The sequence below is a fragment of the Gluconobacter sp. Dm-62 genome, from assembly GCF_018256155.1.
Taxonomy (GTDB): domain Bacteria; phylum Pseudomonadota; class Alphaproteobacteria; order Acetobacterales; family Acetobacteraceae; genus Gluconobacter.
The window spans coordinates 35,051-55,818 of record NZ_JAERLY010000017.1; the positions used below are offsets into that span (position 1 = coordinate 35,051).

Genomic DNA, 20,768 nt, shown 5'->3' on the forward strand with positions numbered 1-20,768 from the left:
TCTCTTCAACTGTCCTCTCCGGGGTCAGGGCCTGACTGGCGGGGCAAGGGCGACGCGTCAGCGGCGGTCCCGCAGGCGTCAGCCGAGGACACCACCCCTTGCGGCGACAGACAGGCTCTGGCACCCCGCCCCTCTCTCCTCCTTCTTTTTCTTTTTTCTTCGCTTCTCGCCCTCGCGCGGGCAGGCTCTTCCCCTGTGAACCCAGGCACCGTCTCACTGCACGAAAAAGGGCGGAGCCATGCTGACTCCGCCCTTGAAAATCGTAACCGGTTCGTCCAAGTTCAGAGGTGAGCCGTGAGGGGCTTCGGGAAAAAACACCTCACGGCCCGGTTTACCTTAAGTGATTTACTCGGAGAGGCTCTTCAGTGCGGTGGCAACCGCCTGAAGGGTCTTCTTCGTTTTACGAAGGATCTTCGTAAACCACTTACGGTCCACCACGATCACGAAGATCATGGTTTCCCCTTTCACTCTGACGACTGTGGGCAAAGCGACCCCCGACCCACATCCGGTTACGATTTTCGGGGGCCGCGACGTCTGAACCGTAACCTGAACAGACGTTTCGTCACGCGGACTCATCAGGCGGCCCCGATCTCCTGTTGTGCCAGATCAGGCGTTCCACGCAAGTCTGTCGCGAAACGCTCTGTCATCAAGCGGCCTCAGACCCGAAGGATCTCCAGCCGCCCTCCCATGGCGGCCTGCATGGCCACCAGTTCCTGCGGCACCACGAGGTCCGGTTTTTCTGCTGGCTCATCCTCCATGACGTCTGGCTCGCTAACCTCTTCCCCGCCTTCGTTGTCCATCACGTCTTCCAGACCCTCCGGATCAGCACACTCCAGGTCGTCTTCATCCTCGTCCTCCAGTCTGCTTTCAGCTGCAGCCCATTTCGCACGGCGAGACTGGTTTTTCCGAACCTCGTCCGCCCAGACGCCAGTCGCCTGCGCAAAGCCTGCGGCCTGCGGAACCCAATGCCCGTCTCCCACGGCGTTCAGCAAAGCGGCCCGCATCTCTTTGCCTGTGTTGAGTGGCGCAAGCCCATGTGCCTGAACCGCCTTGGTGATCCCGGGCTTGCTGTAGGTCTTCAGGAAGTCCTCATCGGCCATGCTCGGCATGTGGGTATCCGCGTCGAACAGACAGCCCAGCAGTTCCGCTGCCATGCCCGAACCGGAGTGCATGCTCACTTCGCAGTTCATGAAACCACCGAGGCTTTCCAGCGCGTGGCGGCGGATGAGCGCCTCATCACGCACCAGCTCCCCCTCCGGGAACAGCTCTTCCATAGCGGTTTTCACCGCGTTCTCATAAGGCGACCGGCCTGATGAACCGTAAATATGGACGTTATTGGCATTCAGTGCGAGCAGGAGGCCAGCCACCAGATCCCACGGATCGGCATCTTCACTTTTCGCTTCCAGCGCCTTCTTCAGCGCGAGACTCCGCACGGAGCCGATCATCTTCAGACCCGTGCCGGAGATGTCCGCGCGCTCTTTCTTTGGGGGTGGCGTCTGCTCCACCACACGCGCTTCAGAGCGAACTGTTTCTTCACCCGTGTAGCGAAACTTCCGCTCTTCGATTTTCAGGGTACTCCGATTGAGCCAGTAGCCGACAACATCGGTCTCCTGCTCGCTCATCCAGTTCGTGACGAAGTTGTAGCCCTGAGGGCGCAGAGGCGATCCGTACTCGTCCGCCTCGATCGCAAGAGTGCCTTCAGGGCGATGCTCGGCAATCCAGTCTTCCTGCGCCGCCCGGAACGCCGTGGCATCCGTGACGTAGCGATTATCCTCACTGCCCTGCCCGAACAGATCTTCGGTCCAGACGACGCCATGCTTTTGCGCCAGCGCATCGTCAAACCGGGCATCCCGCGCATACCACTCGTCCTGACGCAGGTGCCAGGTGAAGTCACGCCAGTTCACGGTATCATCCGGATCTTCGGCGTTAAGACGGTACCCGGCCGGGTCCTCTCCCTCCTCCACGCTCTCGGCAAACATCTCAGCCCACGCAGCGGCCTGCTCCTCCAGAGACGACAGCGCCAGCGTCCGCCGCTCTTTTTGGTCCGGGCCACGGCCAATTTCGATGGCGTGCAGGATTGGCGGATGCAGCTTCGCGAGCAGGGTCAGTCCACGGAGATAGGCAGGCGTGATCATCAGCGCCATGCACAGCTGCTGATCCGTATAGCCAAGCTCTTCGCGCATCCGGGTTACGGCACGCCACTGGTCCGGCTCGGTCATGCCCTCACGGATCATGTTCTCACTGGCTGCTGCCAGATCCTCCAGACCATTATCGATCTTCGTCACATGGACCTGAATTTCCGTCAGACCCGCATAGATCGCCGCTTCTGTCCGTCGATGGCCCGCAATGATCATCAGGCTGCCGTCACCGAGCTCACGCACGCGCGGCGGATGGACAAGCCCGACTGCACGGATATTCAGCGCAAGCTGGCGAATGCTCGCCTGGCCGGACGTGGTCTGGCGGGGATTGTTCGGATTTGCGATCAGGATGTTGGGATCGACAAGGCGCAGTTCGTCCATGATGGGCTCCAGTGATGTCGTAAGGGTGTCGAAAAGGTATCGTGGGGGAGACGTCAGGCGGTCAGGCTGTGCGCGAGATGGGAGACCACACGCTCGATATGCTCGACCTCAAGCTGCCGTGTTTCCAGCGTCAGCGTGGCCGTGCCGTAAGACCCGTCTTCATCGTTGTCGTAATCGGCCTGCACGCGCCGGATAACGGTTTCGACGCAGTGCCAGACCACAAGGTCAAAGCTGTTCGGAAACAGAGGGGCAATCGTCTGGTCAGGTCCAAGCGCTGCAACGGCCTTCTCAAGGGACAGGTCTTCGAACAGATCCGGACTGTCGTCCGCTGTCACATGAAGCGTTGTCCACCAGCCTTCCTTGGCCTCGTACTCAACTTTGACCGCCTTCACGCCATGCGCCTGCATCGCGTCAAAGATCAGCGTCAGGTTTGCTCTGAGCGCCACTTCGGCCGCGGGTTGTCCTGTCGGGTCTGACACGCCTGTCTCCTTTTTTCTGTCGTGATGATCTCGGCGCGGGCACGGGGCGTGGCTTCGCGCAAGGCCGCGCGTCAGCGCGCCCGGCCTGAGCCTTGCGCGAAGCCGCGACCTGTGGCGGCTCCCTCTCTCTTTTCCGTTTGTTTTCCTGCCCCCTTTTCTTCTTCCTTGGGCAGGCAAGGCGGTGGCGGTTCAGTCGTAAAAAGGCAGCGTCTCGTCGATCGACCCGTCCCGATCGAAGTGGATGTAATGGCAGTTCTGCTCCCGCGCCCGCACCATCAGGGCAGCCAGTTCGGGAGACACATCCTGCGGGACGTCCTCCGCCTCAGTGGGCACATAGATCATCCAGCCATAAGGCCCACCAAGGCAACTTCGGCCTGCTGTGCCCCCGCTGCTGAGATAAAGCTCGCACGCATCGCGCTCTGCGAGCGGAAGATGCCCGGTACTGAGATCCAGGTGCCGGCAGACGGGGCCTGCGGACGTGGGCAGGACTTCGCTCATGCCCGGGCCTCCGGCCGGACAATGAACGACGTCAGACAACTGCCCCCTGTCCAGCGATCCAAGGTCAGCATCATCTCGACGCCCTCAAGAGTCTGGGCAATAGTCCCATTCCGGCGGCCCCGTTGCAGATCCTCCGGGGTAATTACGGGCGGCGCGTTGCGGTCCACGAAATCGGCTTCCGCGCAGGTCGCATCCTTGTATGGCCCGTGCCAGTCATTCCCGTTGACGGGATAGCTGTCCACGGTGCGCAGAAGAGCCTCACCATTCGGATAGGTGAAAATCTCCACGTTCACACCGCACAGAACCTTGGAAATGATGGCCTTGTCCGTCCGGCTCATGCCGCGCACTCCACAAATGGGGTCAGACCTTTCATGATGGAGTGGCGCTCGTGACATGGTCCATAAACTGTCGCCCGGTTATAGACAGGAGCGTCATCCAGATTGGAGTATGCCAGAAAGATGGCTGCATCCTTTGGGTCACGCAGCAGGTTCAGCCAGGACCACACCGGGGTTTCACCTGTCATCTCCGGGGCCTTGATAGCGGACAGCGCGGCCACGGCATCCCGCAAAACAGTCCGGCACTTGCGAATATAGGTTTCTGCCTGCGTCTCACTGGCACCGGAGAAGCGCATTCCGCCGCCCTCACAAGAGGCAGCGTACTGCACCACCTGACGCATGATCTCCCAGTTCTGTCCCGCCCCAATCAGGGACCAGCTTCTCGCGCGCAGCGAGCCCCGCCCCTCATAGACATTGTTATCGCCACCCAGTTCCATCAGCAGGTACTGATCGGCATGAAAGCTGCTATCCGCGACATAAGGGCGCAGGGTCGCTGCCGGAAGTCGCACGGCGGCGAGGTCATAGACGATACGATAGGACATGCTCTCTTCCTCTGATCTCTCTTTCAACCTCTCCGCGGATGCAGGGACTGTCCGGTGTGGCAAGGCCGCGCGCCAGCGCGCCCGGCCTGAGCCTTGCCGCACCGGGCGGGCCATGCCCGCCCCTTCTCCTCTCCCTATGCTGCCGTCTCTGCTTCTTCGTCTTCTTCCCCATTGTCGTTGACGCTCAGGCTTTCCATCGCGGCCAGAGCCTCGGAAGCCTCGGCCTCCCGCCGCGCTGTATCCTCGGCCAGATCCGCCTCTAGAGCCGCCATTTCCTCCTCCTTCTCCTCCAGGAGTGCGGCCTCGCGGAACGGCATCCCGTCACGGGCGCGATAGCCGGGCAGTTTACGCTCCGTCTCGGCCAGCAGCCGCTGCGCATCCGCAAGCTCGCTATCGAAGCGCAGCAGGGTGTTCTCGATGCGGGCGATGAACCCGAGCGGGGCGGTGTCGTGATCAAAATCGATCCCGATCATCCGGTCCTCGGCCACGATGGCGATGGTCGCCTCCCATTCGGTCTCACCCATGAAGGTCGAACCCCAGGTCTCACACACCAGCTCGAACCCGCCGATCTCGCCGAGTTTCCACCGGCCTTTCTGCTCGGCACGCTTGGCGGTGCGCGCCTGACCCATCAGCCACCTGCCGGCATCCTGCCGCTCGGTCAGCACATCCGACTTGCGCACAAGCTGGAACGCCTCCCCCCGTGTCGACTGGCGTTTCGCGATATCCGCCCGGATCTTCGGAATAACGGCTTCGGCCACCCTCTGATCACGCTCGGCCCGCTCGATCGCGCGACGCACGTTGAACTGGTCGTCGTAATGGGCGGCCTTGAGACGACGCAGACGGGCCAGCTCCGCTTCCAGTCCCGCCTTTTTCATCAGGCGCTCGTCGCCCGAAGCGAGTGCCTTCGCCATGGCAAACTGGTTCGCACTCTCGCCGATATCCTCCAGACGGCGGATCGACCGGTCTCCCGACATGGCCAGACACAGGAAGCGCTGCTTGCGCTCCAGAAGCTGCCAGTTCGTGGCATCCACCGAGCCTTTCAGGGCGTAGGCGTAAATCTGGATGACCGGGTTCTGGTTGCCCTGGCGTTCGATCCGTCCCTCACGCTGGATAATGTCGGCCACCAGCCAGGGCACATCCAGATGGTGCAGGGCAATCAGACGCTGCTGTGCGTTCACGCCCGTGCCCATTGTCGCACTCGAGCCGATCAGGATGCGTTTGCGCCCGGAATTGAGATCCCGGAACAGTCCCTGCTTGGCCGCACTCTTTTTGTAGTGCTGCATGAAGGCGATCTGCTCGCGCGGCACACCCATCCGCATCAGCTCGTCGCGGATCCACAGATAGGCCGAGAAGCCCCGTTTCTCCAGCGCCGCTTCCGTGCCCAGATCCGAGAAGATCATCTGCACGGCCCCGGGCAGGTCATACGGCTTGCCGGTGTCGGGATCGGTGTAGCGGTTCTCGCTCGTCGCCTTCCAGATGTCGAAGACCCTCGCGATCATGACGTTCAGCTTGTTGCTGGTGTCATTGTCCTCCGAAGGTCGGACAAAGCGCAGATCAATCGCGGCATGACGCGCATCGTTGATCACGGACAGGATGATGTCCTGCCCTTTTTCAGGCTTGCCCTTGCGCTCCTCGATCACCTTGATCCGCGCTTCCAGCTCCTTCTGGTAATCGCGGAAGGCGGGTCCGCTGTCTGCGACCACGATCTGTCGGCTGCCCGTGGCGATTTCAGGCAGCTTCACGTACTGGCGCAGGTCGTCCTGCTGCACGACGTCCGCAAAATGCCGGTACATGGCCATCAGATCGGCCACGTTCACGAACTCCGCAAACCGCGTCACAGGCTTGTACAGCCCGCTCGGCTGAAGCTCGAGTTCCGTGCGGGTCTCCCCGAAATTGGCAGCCCAGGCGTCGAACTCATGCAGGCCACGCTCGATCAGGGCGTCGATCTGCTGGAAGCGCTGCACATTGTACATCTCGCCCAGGGTGTTCGTAATCGGCGAGCCCGAGGCCATGATTAGCTCGCGACCGGGGTTGAGACGGCTGAGATAGCGGGCCTTGACGTACAGGTCCCAGGCACGACCGCTGCCATTCGGATCGACCCCTTTGAGGCTGGACTGGTTCGTACCGAAGCTGAGCTTGCGGAACTGCTGCGCCTCGTCCACGAGGATCTGGTCGATGCCGATCTCGCCGAGATGAACCAGATCGTCCTTGCGGCTGGCCAGCCCGTCCAGCTTCGCTTTCATTCCCTCCTTCATGCGCTCGATGCGCTTGCGGGAGATGCGGTCGTCGGCGTCGATCTCGCACAGCAGGCTTTCGTAAGACGCGATCTGCGCCTCGATCATCGCCTGCTCGAACTTGGTCTCGACCGGAATGAACTTGAAGGCATCATGCGTGATGATGATCGCATCCCACTGACCCGTGGCCGCACGGGCGAGAAAGCGCTGGCGCTTCGCCTTCACAAAGTTCGTCTCGTCCGCCACCAGGATCTTCGCGGTCGGGTAGAGCATCAGGAACTCGCGGGCCATCTGCGCCAGACAGTGTCCCGGCACCACAACCATGGCCTTCGAGATCAGGCCAAGACGGCGCTGCTCCATGATCGCCGCGCACATCGAGAAGGTTTTTCCCGATCCCACGGCATGCGCCATGTAAGTGTTTCCCGTGGCGATGATGCGCCAGACCACCCGCTTCTGGTGCGCGCGCAGCTGGATCGTGGTGCTGGCCCCGGGCAACTGCAGATGCGAGCCGTCAAAGGCGCGGGGGACGAGGTTGTTGTAGGTGTCGTTATACAGCCGCACCAGACGCTCGGCGCGCTCTGGATCCTGCCACACCCAGGCCTGGAAGGACGTCTTGATGGCGGCGAGCTTTTCCTTGGCGGCCTCGGTCTCCTGGGCATTCAGCTGCCGGTGCTCGCCGTTCTCGTCGCGCCAGGTGTCCCAGATCTGCGGAATGGCCTGATTGAGCGCATCCTCGATCAGTTCCCCTGCGGGACGGCGTTCGGTGCCCCAGACGGACGTCGCTTCAGCCTTGCCCCGGAACGGTCCCTTGTCCAACGTCCAGGACGCCACCTCCTTGGTGTGCCACACGCCGGCCTCGACCCCGATCACCTCGGCGATGAAGCCCTCGATGTCGGCGGTTGGGATCCACGGCGCGCCCAGACGGGCTGTAATGTCACTCGGCCGCAGATCCTCGGGCTGGGCCTCTTCCAGCGCGGCCACGGTGCGGGCGAAGCGGGGATCAGTCTCAGCGGCCTTGCGGGCCTCCGCCAGCTTCGTGCGCACCGCGCCTGACAGCGCCTCGTCGGCTGGCACCCAGACATCGCGTCCGGGCTGGCTGCGTCCGGCATCGAGGTAGATGGCACTGCCCAGCTCGGCGATGACCTCGTCCTCGGACCGCCCCAGCAGTTCGGCAATGCGCGGGATCTCCACGACACCCGTCTCATGCAGGCAGACCGCAAGCGCGTCATGGGCGCTGTGCACCTCCGGCTCCAGCGTTGCCTGGATCACACGCTCGGAGAACAGCGGCCCCTGTGTGCCGACCTGCCGGTCCTCGTCGTACTCCTCAATCGAGCTGACCAGCCAGACGTCCGGATCGTCGTAGAAGGGCTGGAGGTTCGGACGCCGCTGCGTGATGCTCTCGTCCCCGGTCCTGGGATCAATGCGCGTGCTGGTCAGCGTCAGGTTGATCGGCCCGAACTGTCGCACAAAGGACTGATAGGCGCGCTTGAGGTCCGCCTGGAGCGCGCTGTAAGGCAGGTTCTCCACCTGGGCGCGCAGGACCGAACGGGCGGCATCACGGACCGGGATCAGGCCTTCGATGATACGCGCGTGCTTTTGGAAAATACCGTCCTTCTGCTCGCCTTTCTTGACCTTCACCGGCACCGACTGGCCGTCAATGATCTGGTGCAGGGCCCCCTTCTCGATCAAGTAGCTGCCTTCCTTGAGGCTCGCCCCCTCCCCTGCCGTGCCGACATCCGCACGTCGGCTTTCCCGCAGCGCCTCGACGTCGAGCGTCTGCGGCACCGGGAAGCGTGCCAGCGCGGCGAGACGGAAGAGCGCGCTCGGCAGGGCGTCGTCGAGCATCAGCATCGGGTTCGCCGCGCAGGTGTATTCCGGCCCGAACTGTCCGCTCGTCCAGCCGTGCCGACCGAGCACCTGCTGACCGTTCTCCGCAAAATAGCGGTTGATGCTGAGCGGTCCCTCCCCCTCGTCGGTGTCGGGCAGGTCCGCAACGTCCAGCCAGGCGGTGTCGCCCGGGCTGTCTCCGATCTCGCGACGGCGCAGGACCAGCACGTCCACGACCACGTCAGTCCCAGCATCATCGCGCATCGCGCCAGCCGGCAAGCGGACCGCCCCGACCAGGTCCGCCGTTTCGAACAGGTGCCGGCGTGCAGTGGCGTCGCGCTTGTCCATCGTCCAGCGTGACGTCACGAACAGACCCATGGCACCGGGGCGCAGGCGGGAGACGGAGCGTGCGATGAAGTAGTCATGCAGGGACAGGCCAAGCCGTCCCAGTTCGTCCGTGCCGCGCACCGTGCGGTTGCTGAACGGCGGGTTGCCGATGGCGAGGTCGAACTGCTCGGCAATCTTCGCCGTCGTGAAGTCTTCAGACCGCACCCACTGGTTCGGAAACAGCTTGCGGGCGATGCGGGCCGTCAGAGGGTCGTTCTCGATCGCCGTCCAGGCCGTCTTCGGGGCAAGTTTCTCTGGGATCGCGCCCATGAACAGACCCGTGCCACAGCCCGGCTCCAGCGCACGTCCGCCGCGGAACCCCATCTGCGCCACCAGATCCCACAGCGCGTGCACGATCAGTTCCGGCGTGTAATGGGCGTACTGCGTGGCCCGCGCCAGTCCGGCCCGCTCCTGCTGGCTCGTCAGCGTCTCAAGCTGCACCCCGATCTCTTCCCAGCCCTGACGGAAGGCTTCGCCCGGACGGGGGAACAGGCTGTTGGCCAGCTCCCCGGCTCCAAATCCCGTAAACTTCGCCAGCAAAGCCTGCTCGGACGGCGTTGCATTGCGCCCCTCGGTCTCCAGTTCGGTCAGAAGACGGATGGCGGCAAGGTTGTCCCGTGCGCGCGCTTTCCAGCCCTGGGACAGGTCGCGTGTGCCACAGAGACGGAAGTCAATCTTTGGCGCGATAACCGGAGTGCTGGCGGCCTGCGCAACGACCTTTGCTGCCTCTTCAAGCGCCTTGTCTCCAGGCAGTTCACCCCAGAAAAGATTGGCGTTCGCGCCGCCGAGGGCGGATGTGTCGAAGAAGCTAAGCTGTGCCTTGCTCATGGGAATACTCCGGACAAGCGGCCGCGCCCGGTGCTGCGCTCGGCAGACCGGGTGGCCAGAAAAACTGAATGGTGGAACTGCGCGAGGGGCCGCGCCCGGCTCAGGCGTGCGGCATCAGGGGATCAGAGCGGTCCGAACCGAAGGCTGATCTGCTCGCGTTCATTGTCGGAAAGGCGCGCGAGAGCCTCGCGATGGTATTCGGAACCGCAGCGCGCCTTCTGTGACACCCGCCACCAGGCGTGCTGGTCCGAACAGGTGACGCCTCGGATCTGGGTGTCCATGCTTTCGGGACCGCAGCCTTCGAGGATGGTCCAGCCTTCCTGATGGGCCTGAACCAGACTGAACTGCGACTGTGTATCTGGGGACGTAAGGGCCAAGCTCGGCATCGTCGTCTTTCTCCTTTCCTGACCCTCTCCGGCAACCGCGGCGTCGTGCTGGGGGGCAAGGGCGACGCGCCAGCGTCGGGACCGCCCGGCCCGCAGCGCCAGCGAGGACACGGACGGACCCACCCCTTGCCGCACAGGGCGATCCCGTGGTGCCCCCCTTCTTCCCTTCCCTCTTTTTCTTTTTTCTTTTTTCTTTTGCTTTCGGCTCTTCTGCAGGTCGGAAAAAAACCATGCGGCAAGTGTGAAGACGCTGTTAACCGGAGTAATGTATTGTCGTGGCTGACTTGCAGTCACCGTTCACAGAAACGATTTACAGCTCACCATCATTACACTGAGGGATTTCATGACTGACCTGACACCCGCCACAGAGCCCCCTCACTCTGACCTGCGTTCCCTGACGGCCGAAATCGTGGCCGCCTATCTCTCAAGAAACGATGTCGCGCCCGATGGGCTCCCGGGCCTGATCCGTTCCGTCCACACGGCCCTGACCGTTCCGGCGGTCTCCGAGGCTGCGGCCGAAGAGGCGCCAGTTCCCGTGGTCAATCCGAAGAAGTCGGTTTTCCCGGACTACATCATCTGTCTGGAAGACGGGAAAAAGCTGAAGATGCTCCGTCGTCATCTCAAAACGGCGTACAACATGACGCCTGATGAATACCGCGCCCGCTGGGGTCTGCCCCCGGAGTATCCGATGGTCGCTCCCGGCTATTCCGCACAGCGCGCAGCTCTTGCCCGGGAAATCGGCCTGGGCTCCAGAACCCGCGCTTCTGCGCCTCAGGAAGAAGACCTCCCTCCGGTAAAGAAGCTCCCCGAAAAACGGCGGGGCCGTCCGGCCCGCGCCTGAAACTAGAGGGGCCCTCCTCCGTTACCGAAGGCACCGGCCGGGAGAGTCCAGTTTTCTGTCAGAACCGTCTGTAACGGGCGGTCTGACAGGCAGGCTGCGACCAGATCGGGCCGCGACCGGGCCGCTTCATAAACCGTCCCTTCGGACGACAGCTGCGCGAGCCCCCTGTCACGTTTGATCGTGCAGCCGAAGTCTTTTTCATATCCAACCAGTTTCGCAAACCGGTTCGCATCCATCCATTTCAGGGTGGCGAACTGGTCTGCATTGCCGAAGATGCAGAACGCGCAGGACAGGCGCGAAAATCCAACCTGATATGGATAGGCTGGCATGACGCGCCAGCGCTCCAGGATCGCCCAGACCTCTGCTTCGGACCACTGATGTACCGGCCTCCAGTGATCGACATGGCGACGACGACGCGTCCCGTTTCTCGTGTCGGTACGGTGAGGCTCAAAGGCCGCATATCGAGCCCGTGCGGGACTCTCTTCAGCACGCTCGCCTGTCACGACCAGGGTACGGCGGTTGAGGAACCGGTCCTGTCCGCGAACGGCACGATCGGCTACGTCGACTTTGAGGCTTGCCGAACACCAGCGCACGGAGAGGCTGGCCGAGACCTGGGGAAAGCGCAGCCGGGTTCCGTTCTGGCCCTCCCCGCCGGCGACGACGCGCCCCTCCGGGGTCTCGAAGACCACGGGCGCGGTCGGCATATCGTGGCGCAGCATCTCGCGCTCGAAGCCACCCTCTCGCCAGGACCGATAGAGTGGCAGTCCGAAGTCGCGAGCCAGGGCTTCGACATACGGAGCAGTGGAGGGCCAGTCCATGAAGGATCCCCCCTCCCCGTCCACATCGTGGTGCCACAACTCGATGCGTTCGGCCGGAGCACCGGCTTCCAGCAGGGCGAGCAGACAGGCCGTGCCATCCTTGCCTCCCGACACTGCGACAATGATGCTGTCATAGGACGCGAGATCCGGGCTCATGATGTCCACCGACTGACCGGGGCGCCTGTCCGCACAGAGCGGCACATCAGGGCGTGGGCGATCGGGCGCTCCCGCAGCAGCAGCGGCTTTTCGTGGCGACCGTCCCAGGTCAGTCCCTCACAACGTGTCAGCAGCTCCATCTGGACCGCCGCTTCGTCGCGACAGGCGCACACACGCTCATTGCCACCTGATCTGCGGCGGCACGGCTCATCCGCAGGTCCACCGCAGCCCGTGCAGGCAATCGTGAGTGCGGGATCGCCGTCCTCCCAGTGCATGTTACAGCGGCGGCAGGTTGTAGGCTCCTGCGTGTCGGTCCAGCGCATCGGAGGCCGGCCACGGGGGGTTGGGATATAGGGAAACTGGTAGCGTCGCATGATGCTCGATCCATCTCTGATTCTTCAAACATCCTTGCGACGACCTTTCGGGCGACCGGGGTGCAACAGTGCCGCGCAGCGGCAGGATCGGCGTCATCCGGACCCACGCGCAGGCGGCGCAGCCGGCGAGCATGGGGAGGACGGACGGCGACCCACCTGTTGCGGCGCGGGCGACCGAAAGGCAGCGCCTTATTCTCCCTTCTTTTCTACAGTTCTCCCTTCCTCCTCGCCGCTCACAGAGTGAGATGACCCGCGACGTTGGGCAATAGCCATGAGGCTCTGGTAGCCGCTACCGAGCTATAACGGATAGCCGCTACCCACAGACTACCGCAGGGAAGGGATCTCCCCCCGGCCTCCATATCTTCCGGTCCGCTACCCGCTACCGAGCTATAACGGATAGCCGCTACCCACAGACTACCGCAGGGAAGGGATCTCCCCCCGGCCTTCGGCTCTTCCAGTCCGCTACCCGCTACCGAGCTATAATGGATAGCCGCTACCCACGGACTACCGCAGAGACGGGATCTCTCCCCAGCCTCCGGATCTTCCAGTCCGATACCCAAAAGACGAGAGGGTAGCGGCTATCTTGTCGGTAGCGGCTACGTCTCGGCTATCCGCTATCTTGACGGTAGCGGGTAGCATATATATATCCAGCATAGTTCACAGGCTTAGTTCCAGCTACGGCACGATCTCTGGAAGGAAACAAAAATGCCGATCATTGTGTTTGCGAGCAGCAAGGGAGGCGTAGGTAAGACGACCTCTGCATTGACACTGGCCTCGGTGCTCGCCGCTAATGAGGTAAAAACAACATTGGTCGACGCCGATCCCAATGCTCCTCTCTGCCGATGGGCAGAAAGGTTTCCCGATGCGGTTCCTGCCGCCCTGACGGTGGTATCTGCTTTGGGAAGTGACGTTGCGGAGGTCGTCGACAATGCGTCTGATCCTTTCGTCATTGTCGATCTCGAAGGAAGCAAAAACGTCGAGGTCAGTGTTGGCTTAGGGCGGGCTGATCTCGCGCTAATCCCTATGAAGGGAAGTCAATTAGATGCGGACGAGGCTGCCAGCATTATCAAGCTCATCAAGAGGCAAGAAACCGTATTCAAACGAACCATACCTTTTCGAGTATTCTTCGCACAAACATCTCCGATTATCACCGACAAGGGCATGCGCGAGATCAAACAGCAGCTCGATGAAAACGGTATTCCCATGATGGGTACTTCGTTGGTTGAGAGGTCTGCATTTAAAGCACCATTTCGCCTGGGTGGCACAATTTACGATCTGTCACCTAAGGAGGTTCGCAACCCGGCTGTAGCTATCGAGAACGCTGAAGCATTCGCAACGGAGGTTCGGGACGTGCTCGTACAAACAGCCGAACAGCACGCTTGAGATGGAGTAAGTGACGATGGATGAACCACGGAAGGCGGCTAGAATCGATTTCGGTGCAGCTGTTGACTCAATTACGCCGCGCCGCCCGAAAATCGATAAGAGTACAACCTCAGCCGCGATTGCGGATGCCGCACAGGCGGGCTTCACAGGCAGATCAGATAAGGTAAACATTGACGGCCGTTCCCTGAGAAAAAGCGGGCGGACAGCACAACTAAACATCAAGCTTCGTCCCGAAACTAAGGCTCAGTTTTTAGAGCGAGCTCAGGCATTTCCGAATACGGAAGACTTTGTCCGTCATCTACTAAGCCTTCTCAACGGATCAGAGTAAGCCGAAGAGGAGAGGGAGCTGGAAAAGCAGGGCTTCAAAAGTGCACACTTACAGCCCCTCCCTTTGCAGGGCTTCAAAAGTGCACGGTTAGCCTGTCCGCACCTACATACAGGCGCGCCGTGAGAAGTTTTTAGGAATGGCAGAGAGGCAGGCTTCAAAAGTGCACGTCAATGGGAAGCAAAACCGCTGGCAGTGGCTTCAAAAGTGCACGGCACAAAACAGATCCTACAGCTTTAAGCTTATCGCTTTTTTTCCAACAGGGGGCTGACCTGGGTATAGTATAATTCCTTTGCCATCATCCTGTTCAAGGACCTTCGCAGCAGGGTAAACCGCTAATGCAAGCTGTAGGTTAGGCAAGAAACGGGCTTTAAAATTCTTTAATTGCCCGAAATTTAGGCCGAATTGTGCCTTCAGCCCATGCCAAGTTATAGAAGTGGGCCGACTAAGGGAATGTAACCGGTATGCAAGCCATGAATAGATATCCAGAGCCATACTGTTATTACTTAGAGCCCTGATTGCTGCCTCGTCGAGCGGCACCGGATGACGACGAAGACCATCAAAAAATCCCTCTGATAAGCGGGCCATGTGCATGTAGGTCTCGTTGTCGCCCTCTGCAGAGGGATCCATGAAAACGGCGGAATCCATGATATTTTGGTTAGTCAGACCTACAGTTCCGCCTCTCTTCACTTCAAAAGACAAACGAGACCTTGATATTCGCTCCATTTGATCGCGGACGATCTGAAGGTTCTTACCGCCAATGGGGATATTCATTCTTCCCATCCAAGCACGAAGACTTTTGCCGAGCTCAATATCTCTTGAGTTTGTCCTGATGGCTTCTGACTGTAGATATATGAGTATTAAACGGGCTCGGCTACCGTATGGCACGCCTACAGGTACCGGTTCTCCTGCAGCGCCCCGTTTCATTCCTGGTTCAATAATCAGGCAGACTTGGTCGCTCTCGAGCTGCCATCCTTTATGATCAGCTAATCGCCGGTGCGGCAATGCAGCCTGACACCAGCCGGAGTACAGAAACCCTACGCCATTTTGCTCGTCAGCCATGTATGCTGCGGCGGCCTCAACGACCTGACGATCAATATCAAGTTGGAGCGCGGCCTGCCGACCGTTGTCCTGCAAGATTTTGTGTAGGGTTTGCATCACCGTCTCTCCGCTTAGTTTTGACTATGGTGAAGGGGGACGTGTTTGTCAGCGTGCACTTTTGAAGCACGAGCTATTAGGTTTATTAGTTATTATTAGTATAGGCTTCAAAAGTGCACGGGATAACGCCATCTTCTGGCGGTTTTCCTATCTCACATTCATATATCGGCGCTTCAAAAGTGCATGCCGTAGCTACAAAAGTGCACAGCTCCATGTGGGCGACTCTATCAAAACCGACTGCGCCCTGGATGCTTGGTCATGGCGTCCTCGACCTCGATATATTTTTCCACCACGCCGAAGGTTTGGTGGCGCGAGAAACGCTTGAGCGAGACCAGATCCGTGCCGTCACGAGCTCCTGTGGTGATCGCTCCGCGTCGCAGGCTGTGCCCACTGAAATCGCCTGTCACTCCCGCATCCAGGCAGCGCTTCTGAATGATGCGAGCCACAGACCTGTCAGACAGCGCCTCTGAACCCATCGCGGGCGGGGCAGGGGGCTGACCGGCCTCGGCAGCAGGCGGGAGCCACACCCGCCGGAAAACCGGTCCCTTGGCGTCGGCCAGTTTCGCCTTCCGAAGCCACGCTTCATAGGCCCGGACCGGACACAGGGCAGTAATGCCGCGCGGGATGGCGACTTCGACACCCTGACTGGTCCGGTCCCCCTTGGACCGGTCCAGCCGGATCCGCATCCCGTCATCATCGAGCGCTACATTCTCCAGGCACAGCGCCGCCACTTCGGACCGTCGGAGGGCGCCGGCAAAGCCGAGCAGAAGAATGGCCCTGTCGCGGACGCCCACGAGCTCGGTGCTATCGATCTGCTCGATGACCTCGCTCAGCAGATCCCAGGTCAGCCCCTTGACCTGACGGGACGCACTTTCCGTTGACGTCCTGCGAATGCCTGCAACCGTTTCAGACACAAGGGCATGGGAGGTCGGGACGGGAACCTGGGCAACATGGTGCAGATAGCGCAGTGCGGCACGGTGCAGATCCACCGTCGCGGGCCGCTTCTTCTGCAGCGCAAGATCAGCCAGGTAGGCGGCAACATCCTCGCTGCGGGCGGGCAGGGCAGGGAGCGCATGTCCTGCCGCCCATGCGCACCAGGAGCGCACGGCCGAGCGATAGGTCCGGCGTGTGTTCACTGCCTTCGCCGCCCGGGAATAGGTCTTCGAGGCGCGCTCCGCCGTCACCAGCGTCCCGTCATAGTCGGGCAGGGCCTCGTCGGTCAGGGCGTCGAACCACTGCAGGACGGCGCCAGACTGCTGACCCAGAGGAGAGGCCAGCGGCGCCAGCGTGGCCGCCTGCGATCCCGCCTTGCGCCGTCTGGCGGCCTTCGGCCTGAGCCAGGCGACGAACACCGGGTCGGGTTCGAGATCCAGAGCAATCGCCAGTTCGTGCCCGGAGGGCAGGGCGGTCAGATGGGCACTGGCGATGGCCAATGCCTCCTCCGCCGTCTCGACATCGGTGGACAGGACCGTGTCTTCGGCAAATTCGTTGTCGCGGTATTCGATGCCGCGAATGACCAGAGAGAGACGGGGGGAGAAGCGACCGGTCGAGAGAAGCGCTACCGCTTCTGTCAGATCGCCGGCAGGAAGCTGCTGCCGGGTCTTCTGGTCCAGCCGGTCCAGGACGGCCTCACGGGCAGCCTTTGCCGAGCCTGCGATGTGAAGATGGCTGAGCATGAACGCCTCCGCGAAACCAGAACCTAGCTTCTGATAGCATGAAGCCGGGGCAGGGCAGAGAGGAGAACAAACCCTGTCCAATACAGACCGGAAATGTGTTAACGAAGACTGAATGCCGATCCGACCGGAACTGAAAGCGCTTTATCCTCCCAACTGGCCCGAGCTGAGCCGACAGGTGCGGTTCGAGCGGGCAGGGGGTGTCTGTCAGCGCTGCGGCCGGCCGCATGGACATCACCTTCAGGTGCTGCCGGGTGGTCGGTGGAAGCATCCGGAGACGGGGCACTGGTTCAATGGCCGGGGCAGGCGCATCTCGCCTCCGGACCTGATCGAGCATCTGCAAATACGACAGACGAAGGTGGTTCTGGCAGCGGCCCATTTGAATCATGATCCCACCAGCAACCGGCTGCGCAATCTGCGCGCGTTTTGTCAGCGCTGCCATCTGCTGCACGACCGGATGTATCATCTGGCTCAACGACGCCTGACCTTGCGACGGCGCCTGGCGCTCGGGGATCTGTTCGAAGGTCTGTATCGGGCCGGGGTCCCGCCTCTGCGCCTGTAACGGGTCAGATCAGGCATCCGTCTGGACCGCGACGCTGGCCTCCAGCCGGAGCGGGGAGGGGAGTGATCTGTTTCCTATCGCTCACCGATCAGATGTTCAATGTGCGTAACGTGCCCGGCCCTGATGCCAACGCGCGTCTGCGCCTGCCGCACGAATTTCCGGTTCAGCTCGCGGGCCAGCGTTTCGCCGTCCCTGATCGGCACAACACTGTAGGTTCTGATTGCCCAGGAGATATCGCACTGCCAGTCGGTATGGCGGCTGCGCGTATGCCACTGCTTCATGGCCTGGTCTCCGCATCGCGCCGCTTCGGGGTGGTTCCAGCCATTCACCTCTGCCATCCAGGCCAAAGCGGCATCCTGCCGGCCCTCGGTCATGGTCTTTCCCCAGTGACGCACGCCATGGCAGTCCGGACAGAGAGAAATCACCCCTTTGAGGGTCTGGATCCGCCGCTCGTCGTCATACGCCCATCCTTCGTCAGCTTCGACCGGCCATTGGGGACCCCGTCCTCCGCACACCCGGCAACGGGATCCGGATCGCGCATAGGCATCCTTCCGGATCCGGTTCCAGTCTTCGGGCGCCAGGAAGGCGCGAAGATTAAAGCCCCACAGAGCCTGCGGCACCATCCACGGGCGGATGTAGGGGGCCTTGCGGTCCGGCCGATACCGGTAAGGCACGAAAGGCAATAGAGCGTCGAGCTTGTCCCGGTGCGCCATCCAGCACTTCTGCTCCCCGTTGAACGTGGCACCGCCCCGGGCTGCTTCCTTACGGCGCTCAAACGGGACGCAAAGAGGAATGAGTGTCGTCAAGGCAATCACCATAACAGGGACGGCCGAGCATGGCCGCCGTGGAAAGAGGGAATGTCGAGGCACTCGGGATATATCCCGTCAATGCTGATGGGACGACCCCGGATCACCCTCCCGCTTCGGGGCCACGCTCGCGTTTCCCTCAGTCGCGTCAACGGAACTGTCCCTCGGCCGCGGGCTTTCCGAAGAGGCTGTGCGGCTGCGCGCCTCCGCCACGAGGCGTTTGACGCGCTCGACTGCCATTGCACCACCATGCTCCATCGTGTTCATCGGCTTTCTCCGTTCAGAATGTCAGCTTCAGATCGGGCACCTGCCCTGTGAAGGACACTAGCTGGCCCGTTTGTGAGTGCAGACCGGAAGAGCCCGATTTCTGTGGCGCTGCCTGCGTCATTGTAGTAATGTCGCTACATAAGAAACAGGAGGCTCCCGAGATGACTGTCACCACATTTTCCAGTCGTGAGTTCAACCAGGACACGTCCCGGGCGAAAAAGGCTGCCGTTGAGGGGCCTGTCTTCATCACCGACCGCGGCAAGGCGGCGCATGTTCTGCTGAGCATCGACGACTATCGCCGGCTGACCCACAGACCGCGAAAGATCGCGGATGCACTCGCCCTGCCTGGTGCCGAAGATATCGACTTCGATCCGACGCCCATGACCCTCGGCCTGCGTCCCGCGGACTTTGGCTGATGTTCCTGCTGGACACGAACGTTGTTTCCGAACTGCGAAAGGTGCGGGCGGGCAGGGCCGACCCTAATGTCGCCAGATGGGCAGAGCAGGTGGAGGCCGAGACCCTTTTCCTGTCTGCCGTCACCGTCATGGAGCTGGATGTCGGTGTCATGCGGATCGAGCGCAGGGATCCCGCCCAGGGAAGCGTTCTGCGGAACTGGCTGGAGAACTACGTGCTACCCGAGTTTTCGAAGCGGGTACTTCCCATCGATCTGGCGGTCGCCCGCCGCTGCGCTCACCTGCATGTTCCGGATCCGGGCCCGGAGCGCGACACCCTTATCGCCGCGACCGGCCTGGTACATGGCATGACGGTTGTGACACGGAATACGGATGATTTCCGGTATTCGGGGGTGCCACTCCTCAATCCATGGAAAGCACAGCATGACTGATCACCGGCAAGACTGCAGCATGGCCGATTGTGAAGCCCTGTTCGTCGAGGGACTGAGGCAGTTCGTGGATGCCTGCGCGTATATCAACGCCGCCCTCCCGAACGAAGCGGAAGACGCCCCCTGGACAGTAACGATGCATCGTCTTGCAGCGAGCGCTGCTGAGGCAGCGGAGAACCTTGAAAATCCCTCCGCAAGTGAGATTGCCCTATGGGCAGATGAGGCAATGAAAGTCCGCTAAGGGGGGTAAGCGGAATGTCTGGTCTGAGCAGAAAAGTTGAGGAAGCCGACAGTCGTGATCTCCGTTTCCTCACACAGGATAGCTTGACTTACGACAATACATCCACAATACCGGATATATGGATACAGAATCTACCCTCGCAGCCCTGAGCGCCCTGTCGCAATCCACAAGACTGGAGATCTTTCGCCTGCTGGTGCGCTACGAGCCGGACGGATTACCCGCCGGAGATGTCGCGCGGCATCTCAATGTCCCACAGAACACGATCTCGGCCCACCTCGCCACCCTGACCCGTGCCGGCCTGCTGACCTCGCAACGCGATAGTCGGCTGATCGTCTATCGCGCCTGTCTTCCGCGCCTGCGTGACCTGCTGCTTTTCCTTGTCAGGGACTGCTGCGCGGGCAGTCCCGAACTCTGCGCGCCTCTAGTCGCGACCCTGTCCTCCTGCTGTCCCTCCCCGGAAGCCCGCTCATGACCATCACGATCTATCACAACCCGGCCTGCGGCACGTCGCGCAACGTTCTGGCACTGATCCGCAACAGCGGCGAAGAACCCCGGATCATCGAATATCTGAAAAAGCCTCCCAGCCGTGCGGAACTGGTCGATCTGATCGCCCGTATGGGCGTTCCGGTGCGCTCGGTCCTGCGGGAAAAGGGCACGCCCTTTCACGAACTTGGCCTCGATAATCCGACCCTGACGAACGATGCGCTGCTCGACGCCATGATCGCACATCCGATCCTGATGAACCGGCCGATCGTCGTCACCCCCCTCGGTGTTGCGCTCTGCCGTCCGTCCGAGACGGTTCTGGACATCCTGCCCAACCCCCAGCGTGACGCGTTCGCCAAGGAAGACGGCGCGAAGATCGTCGATGAAGCCGGAAAACGGATCGTCTGATGCTGGCTCTTGCCATTTTCATTGCTACACTGGTTTTTGTCATCTGGCAGCCTCGGGGGCTGGGCATCGGCTGGAGCGCAATGGCAGGTGCCGCCGTGGCCCTGGCGTCTGGAGTGATCCACTGGCACGACATTCCTGTCGTCTGGCACATCGTCTGGGACGCGACCTTCACCTTTATCGCGCTGATCGTCATCTCGCTATTGCTGGATGAGGCCGGGTTCTTCCATTGGGCCGCCCTGCACGTCGTGCGCTGGGGCAAAGGACGAGGCCGGACGCTATTCCCGCTGATCGTGGTGCTGGGAGCGGCCATTGCAGCGGTTTTCGCCAATGACGGCGCGGCCCTGTTGCTCACGCCCATTGTCATTGCCATTTTCACTCAACTCCGCCTGAGCCATAC

General features: G+C 61.4%; 23 protein-coding genes. 9 read left to right on the forward strand and 14 right to left on the reverse strand.

The window, feature by feature from the left end:
- Positions 1-345 precede the first annotated feature (345 nt).
- From JK202_RS13435 to JK202_RS13470, 8 genes are all read right to left on the reverse strand, one after another.
- On the reverse strand, positions 346-576 hold the full coding sequence (locus tag JK202_RS13435) for a hypothetical protein (protein ID WP_010505037.1): 231 nt from the start codon (positions 574-576) through the stop codon (positions 346-348).
- An 80-nt stretch (positions 577-656) separates the two neighbouring features.
- A complete protein-coding gene (locus JK202_RS13440; RefSeq protein ID WP_211561851.1) occupies positions 657-2,519 on the reverse strand; it encodes a ParB/RepB/Spo0J family partition protein in 1,863 nt (620 codons plus the stop codon).
- Between the two features lie 53 nt (positions 2,520-2,572).
- Positions 2,573-2,998 carry a hypothetical protein gene (locus JK202_RS13445; protein WP_211561853.1) on the reverse strand — a complete coding sequence of 142 codons (426 nt, stop codon included), beginning with the start codon at positions 2,996-2,998 and terminating at the stop codon, positions 2,573-2,575.
- A gap of 189 nt (positions 2,999-3,187) precedes the next feature.
- Positions 3,188-3,496: a hypothetical protein gene (locus JK202_RS13450; RefSeq protein ID WP_141353766.1), complete on the reverse strand. Its 309-nt coding sequence runs from the start codon at positions 3,494-3,496 to the stop codon at positions 3,188-3,190.
- Entirely contained in the window at positions 3,493-3,834 is a 342-nt protein-coding gene (locus JK202_RS13455; protein ID WP_211561855.1) for a hypothetical protein, read from the reverse strand. Before JK202_RS13455 ends, JK202_RS13450 begins: the two co-directional genes overlap by 4 nt.
- Positions 3,831-4,373 carry a hypothetical protein gene (locus tag JK202_RS13460; protein ID WP_211561857.1) on the reverse strand — a complete coding sequence of 181 codons (543 nt, stop codon included), beginning with the start codon at positions 4,371-4,373 and terminating at the stop codon, positions 3,831-3,833. Before JK202_RS13460 ends, JK202_RS13455 begins: the two co-directional genes overlap by 4 nt.
- 134 nt (positions 4,374-4,507) lie before the next feature.
- A complete protein-coding gene (locus JK202_RS13465) occupies positions 4,508-9,649 on the reverse strand; it encodes a DEAD/DEAH box helicase family protein (RefSeq protein WP_211561858.1) in 5,142 nt (1,713 codons plus the stop codon).
- 122 nt (positions 9,650-9,771) lie between these two features.
- On the reverse strand, positions 9,772-10,170 hold the full coding sequence (locus tag JK202_RS13470) for a hypothetical protein (RefSeq protein WP_249198893.1): 399 nt from the start codon (positions 10,168-10,170) through the stop codon (positions 9,772-9,774).
- Positions 10,171-10,378: 208 nt separating this feature from the next.
- On the opposite strand from JK202_RS13470, the gene JK202_RS13475 reads away from it, so the two are divergent.
- The gene (locus JK202_RS13475; RefSeq protein WP_062106910.1) at positions 10,379-10,876 is read left to right on the forward strand and encodes a MucR family transcriptional regulator; all 498 of its coding nucleotides are present in this window, start codon (positions 10,379-10,381) and stop codon (positions 10,874-10,876) included.
- Positions 10,877-10,878: 2 nt separating this feature from the next.
- On the opposite strand, the gene JK202_RS13480 is transcribed toward JK202_RS13475, so the two are convergent.
- Together JK202_RS13480 and JK202_RS13485 are read right to left on the reverse strand one after the other, a co-directional pair.
- Positions 10,879-11,850 carry a phosphoadenosine phosphosulfate reductase family protein gene (locus tag JK202_RS13480; protein WP_194263243.1) on the reverse strand — a complete coding sequence of 324 codons (972 nt, stop codon included), beginning with the start codon at positions 11,848-11,850 and terminating at the stop codon, positions 10,879-10,881.
- Positions 11,847-12,224 carry a hypothetical protein gene (locus JK202_RS13485; protein ID WP_211561868.1) on the reverse strand — a complete coding sequence of 126 codons (378 nt, stop codon included), beginning with the start codon at positions 12,222-12,224 and terminating at the stop codon, positions 11,847-11,849. Before JK202_RS13485 ends, JK202_RS13480 begins: the two co-directional genes overlap by 4 nt.
- 705 nt (positions 12,225-12,929) lie before the next feature.
- On the opposite strand from JK202_RS13485, the gene JK202_RS13490 reads away from it, so the two are divergent.
- On the forward strand, positions 12,930-13,607 hold the full coding sequence (locus JK202_RS13490) for a ParA family protein (RefSeq protein ID WP_062499712.1): 678 nt from the start codon (positions 12,930-12,932) through the stop codon (positions 13,605-13,607).
- 553 nt (positions 13,608-14,160) lie between these two features.
- Here the strand turns inward: JK202_RS13490 and JK202_RS13495 are convergent.
- The gene (locus JK202_RS13495) at positions 14,161-15,090 is read right to left on the reverse strand and encodes a replication protein RepA (protein ID WP_099282478.1); all 930 of its coding nucleotides are present in this window, start codon (positions 15,088-15,090) and stop codon (positions 14,161-14,163) included.
- 227 nt (positions 15,091-15,317) lie between these two features.
- A complete protein-coding gene (locus JK202_RS13500) occupies positions 15,318-16,766 on the reverse strand; it encodes a site-specific integrase (RefSeq protein ID WP_211561859.1) in 1,449 nt (482 codons plus the stop codon).
- Positions 16,767-16,878: 112 nt separating this feature from the next.
- Here JK202_RS13500 and JK202_RS13505 point away from each other — a divergent pair, with 112 nt between their 5' ends.
- Positions 16,879-17,325 carry a hypothetical protein gene (locus tag JK202_RS13505; RefSeq protein WP_062499862.1) on the forward strand — a complete coding sequence of 149 codons (447 nt, stop codon included), beginning with the start codon at positions 16,879-16,881 and terminating at the stop codon, positions 17,323-17,325.
- Positions 17,326-17,399: 74 nt separating this feature from the next.
- On the opposite strand, the gene JK202_RS13510 is transcribed toward JK202_RS13505, so the two are convergent.
- Both JK202_RS13510 and JK202_RS13515 read right to left on the reverse strand, forming a co-directional pair.
- Entirely contained in the window at positions 17,400-18,140 is a 741-nt protein-coding gene (locus JK202_RS13510) for a hypothetical protein (RefSeq protein ID WP_232309400.1), read from the reverse strand.
- A 69-nt stretch (positions 18,141-18,209) separates the two neighbouring features.
- Positions 18,210-18,398: a hypothetical protein gene (locus tag JK202_RS13515; protein ID WP_064275565.1), complete on the reverse strand. Its 189-nt coding sequence runs from the start codon at positions 18,396-18,398 to the stop codon at positions 18,210-18,212.
- Positions 18,399-18,559: 161 nt separating this feature from the next.
- On the opposite strand from JK202_RS13515, the gene JK202_RS13520 reads away from it, so the two are divergent.
- The 6 genes from JK202_RS13520 to JK202_RS13545 all read left to right on the forward strand — a co-directional run.
- The gene (locus tag JK202_RS13520; protein WP_064275564.1) at positions 18,560-18,814 is read left to right on the forward strand and encodes a type II toxin-antitoxin system Phd/YefM family antitoxin; all 255 of its coding nucleotides are present in this window, start codon (positions 18,560-18,562) and stop codon (positions 18,812-18,814) included.
- Positions 18,814-19,242, forward strand: coding sequence for a type II toxin-antitoxin system VapC family toxin (locus JK202_RS13525; protein ID WP_194265691.1), 429 nt, complete (start codon positions 18,814-18,816; stop codon positions 19,240-19,242). The genes JK202_RS13520 and JK202_RS13525 overlap by 1 nt, the downstream gene beginning before the upstream one ends.
- Positions 19,235-19,480: a hypothetical protein gene (locus tag JK202_RS13530; protein ID WP_062106882.1), complete on the forward strand. Its 246-nt coding sequence runs from the start codon at positions 19,235-19,237 to the stop codon at positions 19,478-19,480. The genes JK202_RS13525 and JK202_RS13530 overlap by 8 nt, the downstream gene beginning before the upstream one ends.
- A gap of 118 nt (positions 19,481-19,598) precedes the next feature.
- Entirely contained in the window at positions 19,599-19,952 is a 354-nt protein-coding gene (locus JK202_RS13535) for a helix-turn-helix transcriptional regulator (protein WP_194255977.1), read from the forward strand.
- On the forward strand, positions 19,949-20,371 hold the full coding sequence (gene arsC, locus JK202_RS13540) for an arsenate reductase (glutaredoxin) (RefSeq protein ID WP_062499621.1): 423 nt from the start codon (positions 19,949-19,951) through the stop codon (positions 20,369-20,371). Before JK202_RS13535 ends, arsC begins: the two co-directional genes overlap by 4 nt.
- A partial coding sequence (locus JK202_RS13545; RefSeq protein ID WP_283091808.1) for an ArsB/NhaD family transporter occupies positions 20,371-20,768 on the forward strand: 398 nt, incomplete at its 3' end. The genes arsC and JK202_RS13545, both read left to right, overlap by 1 nt.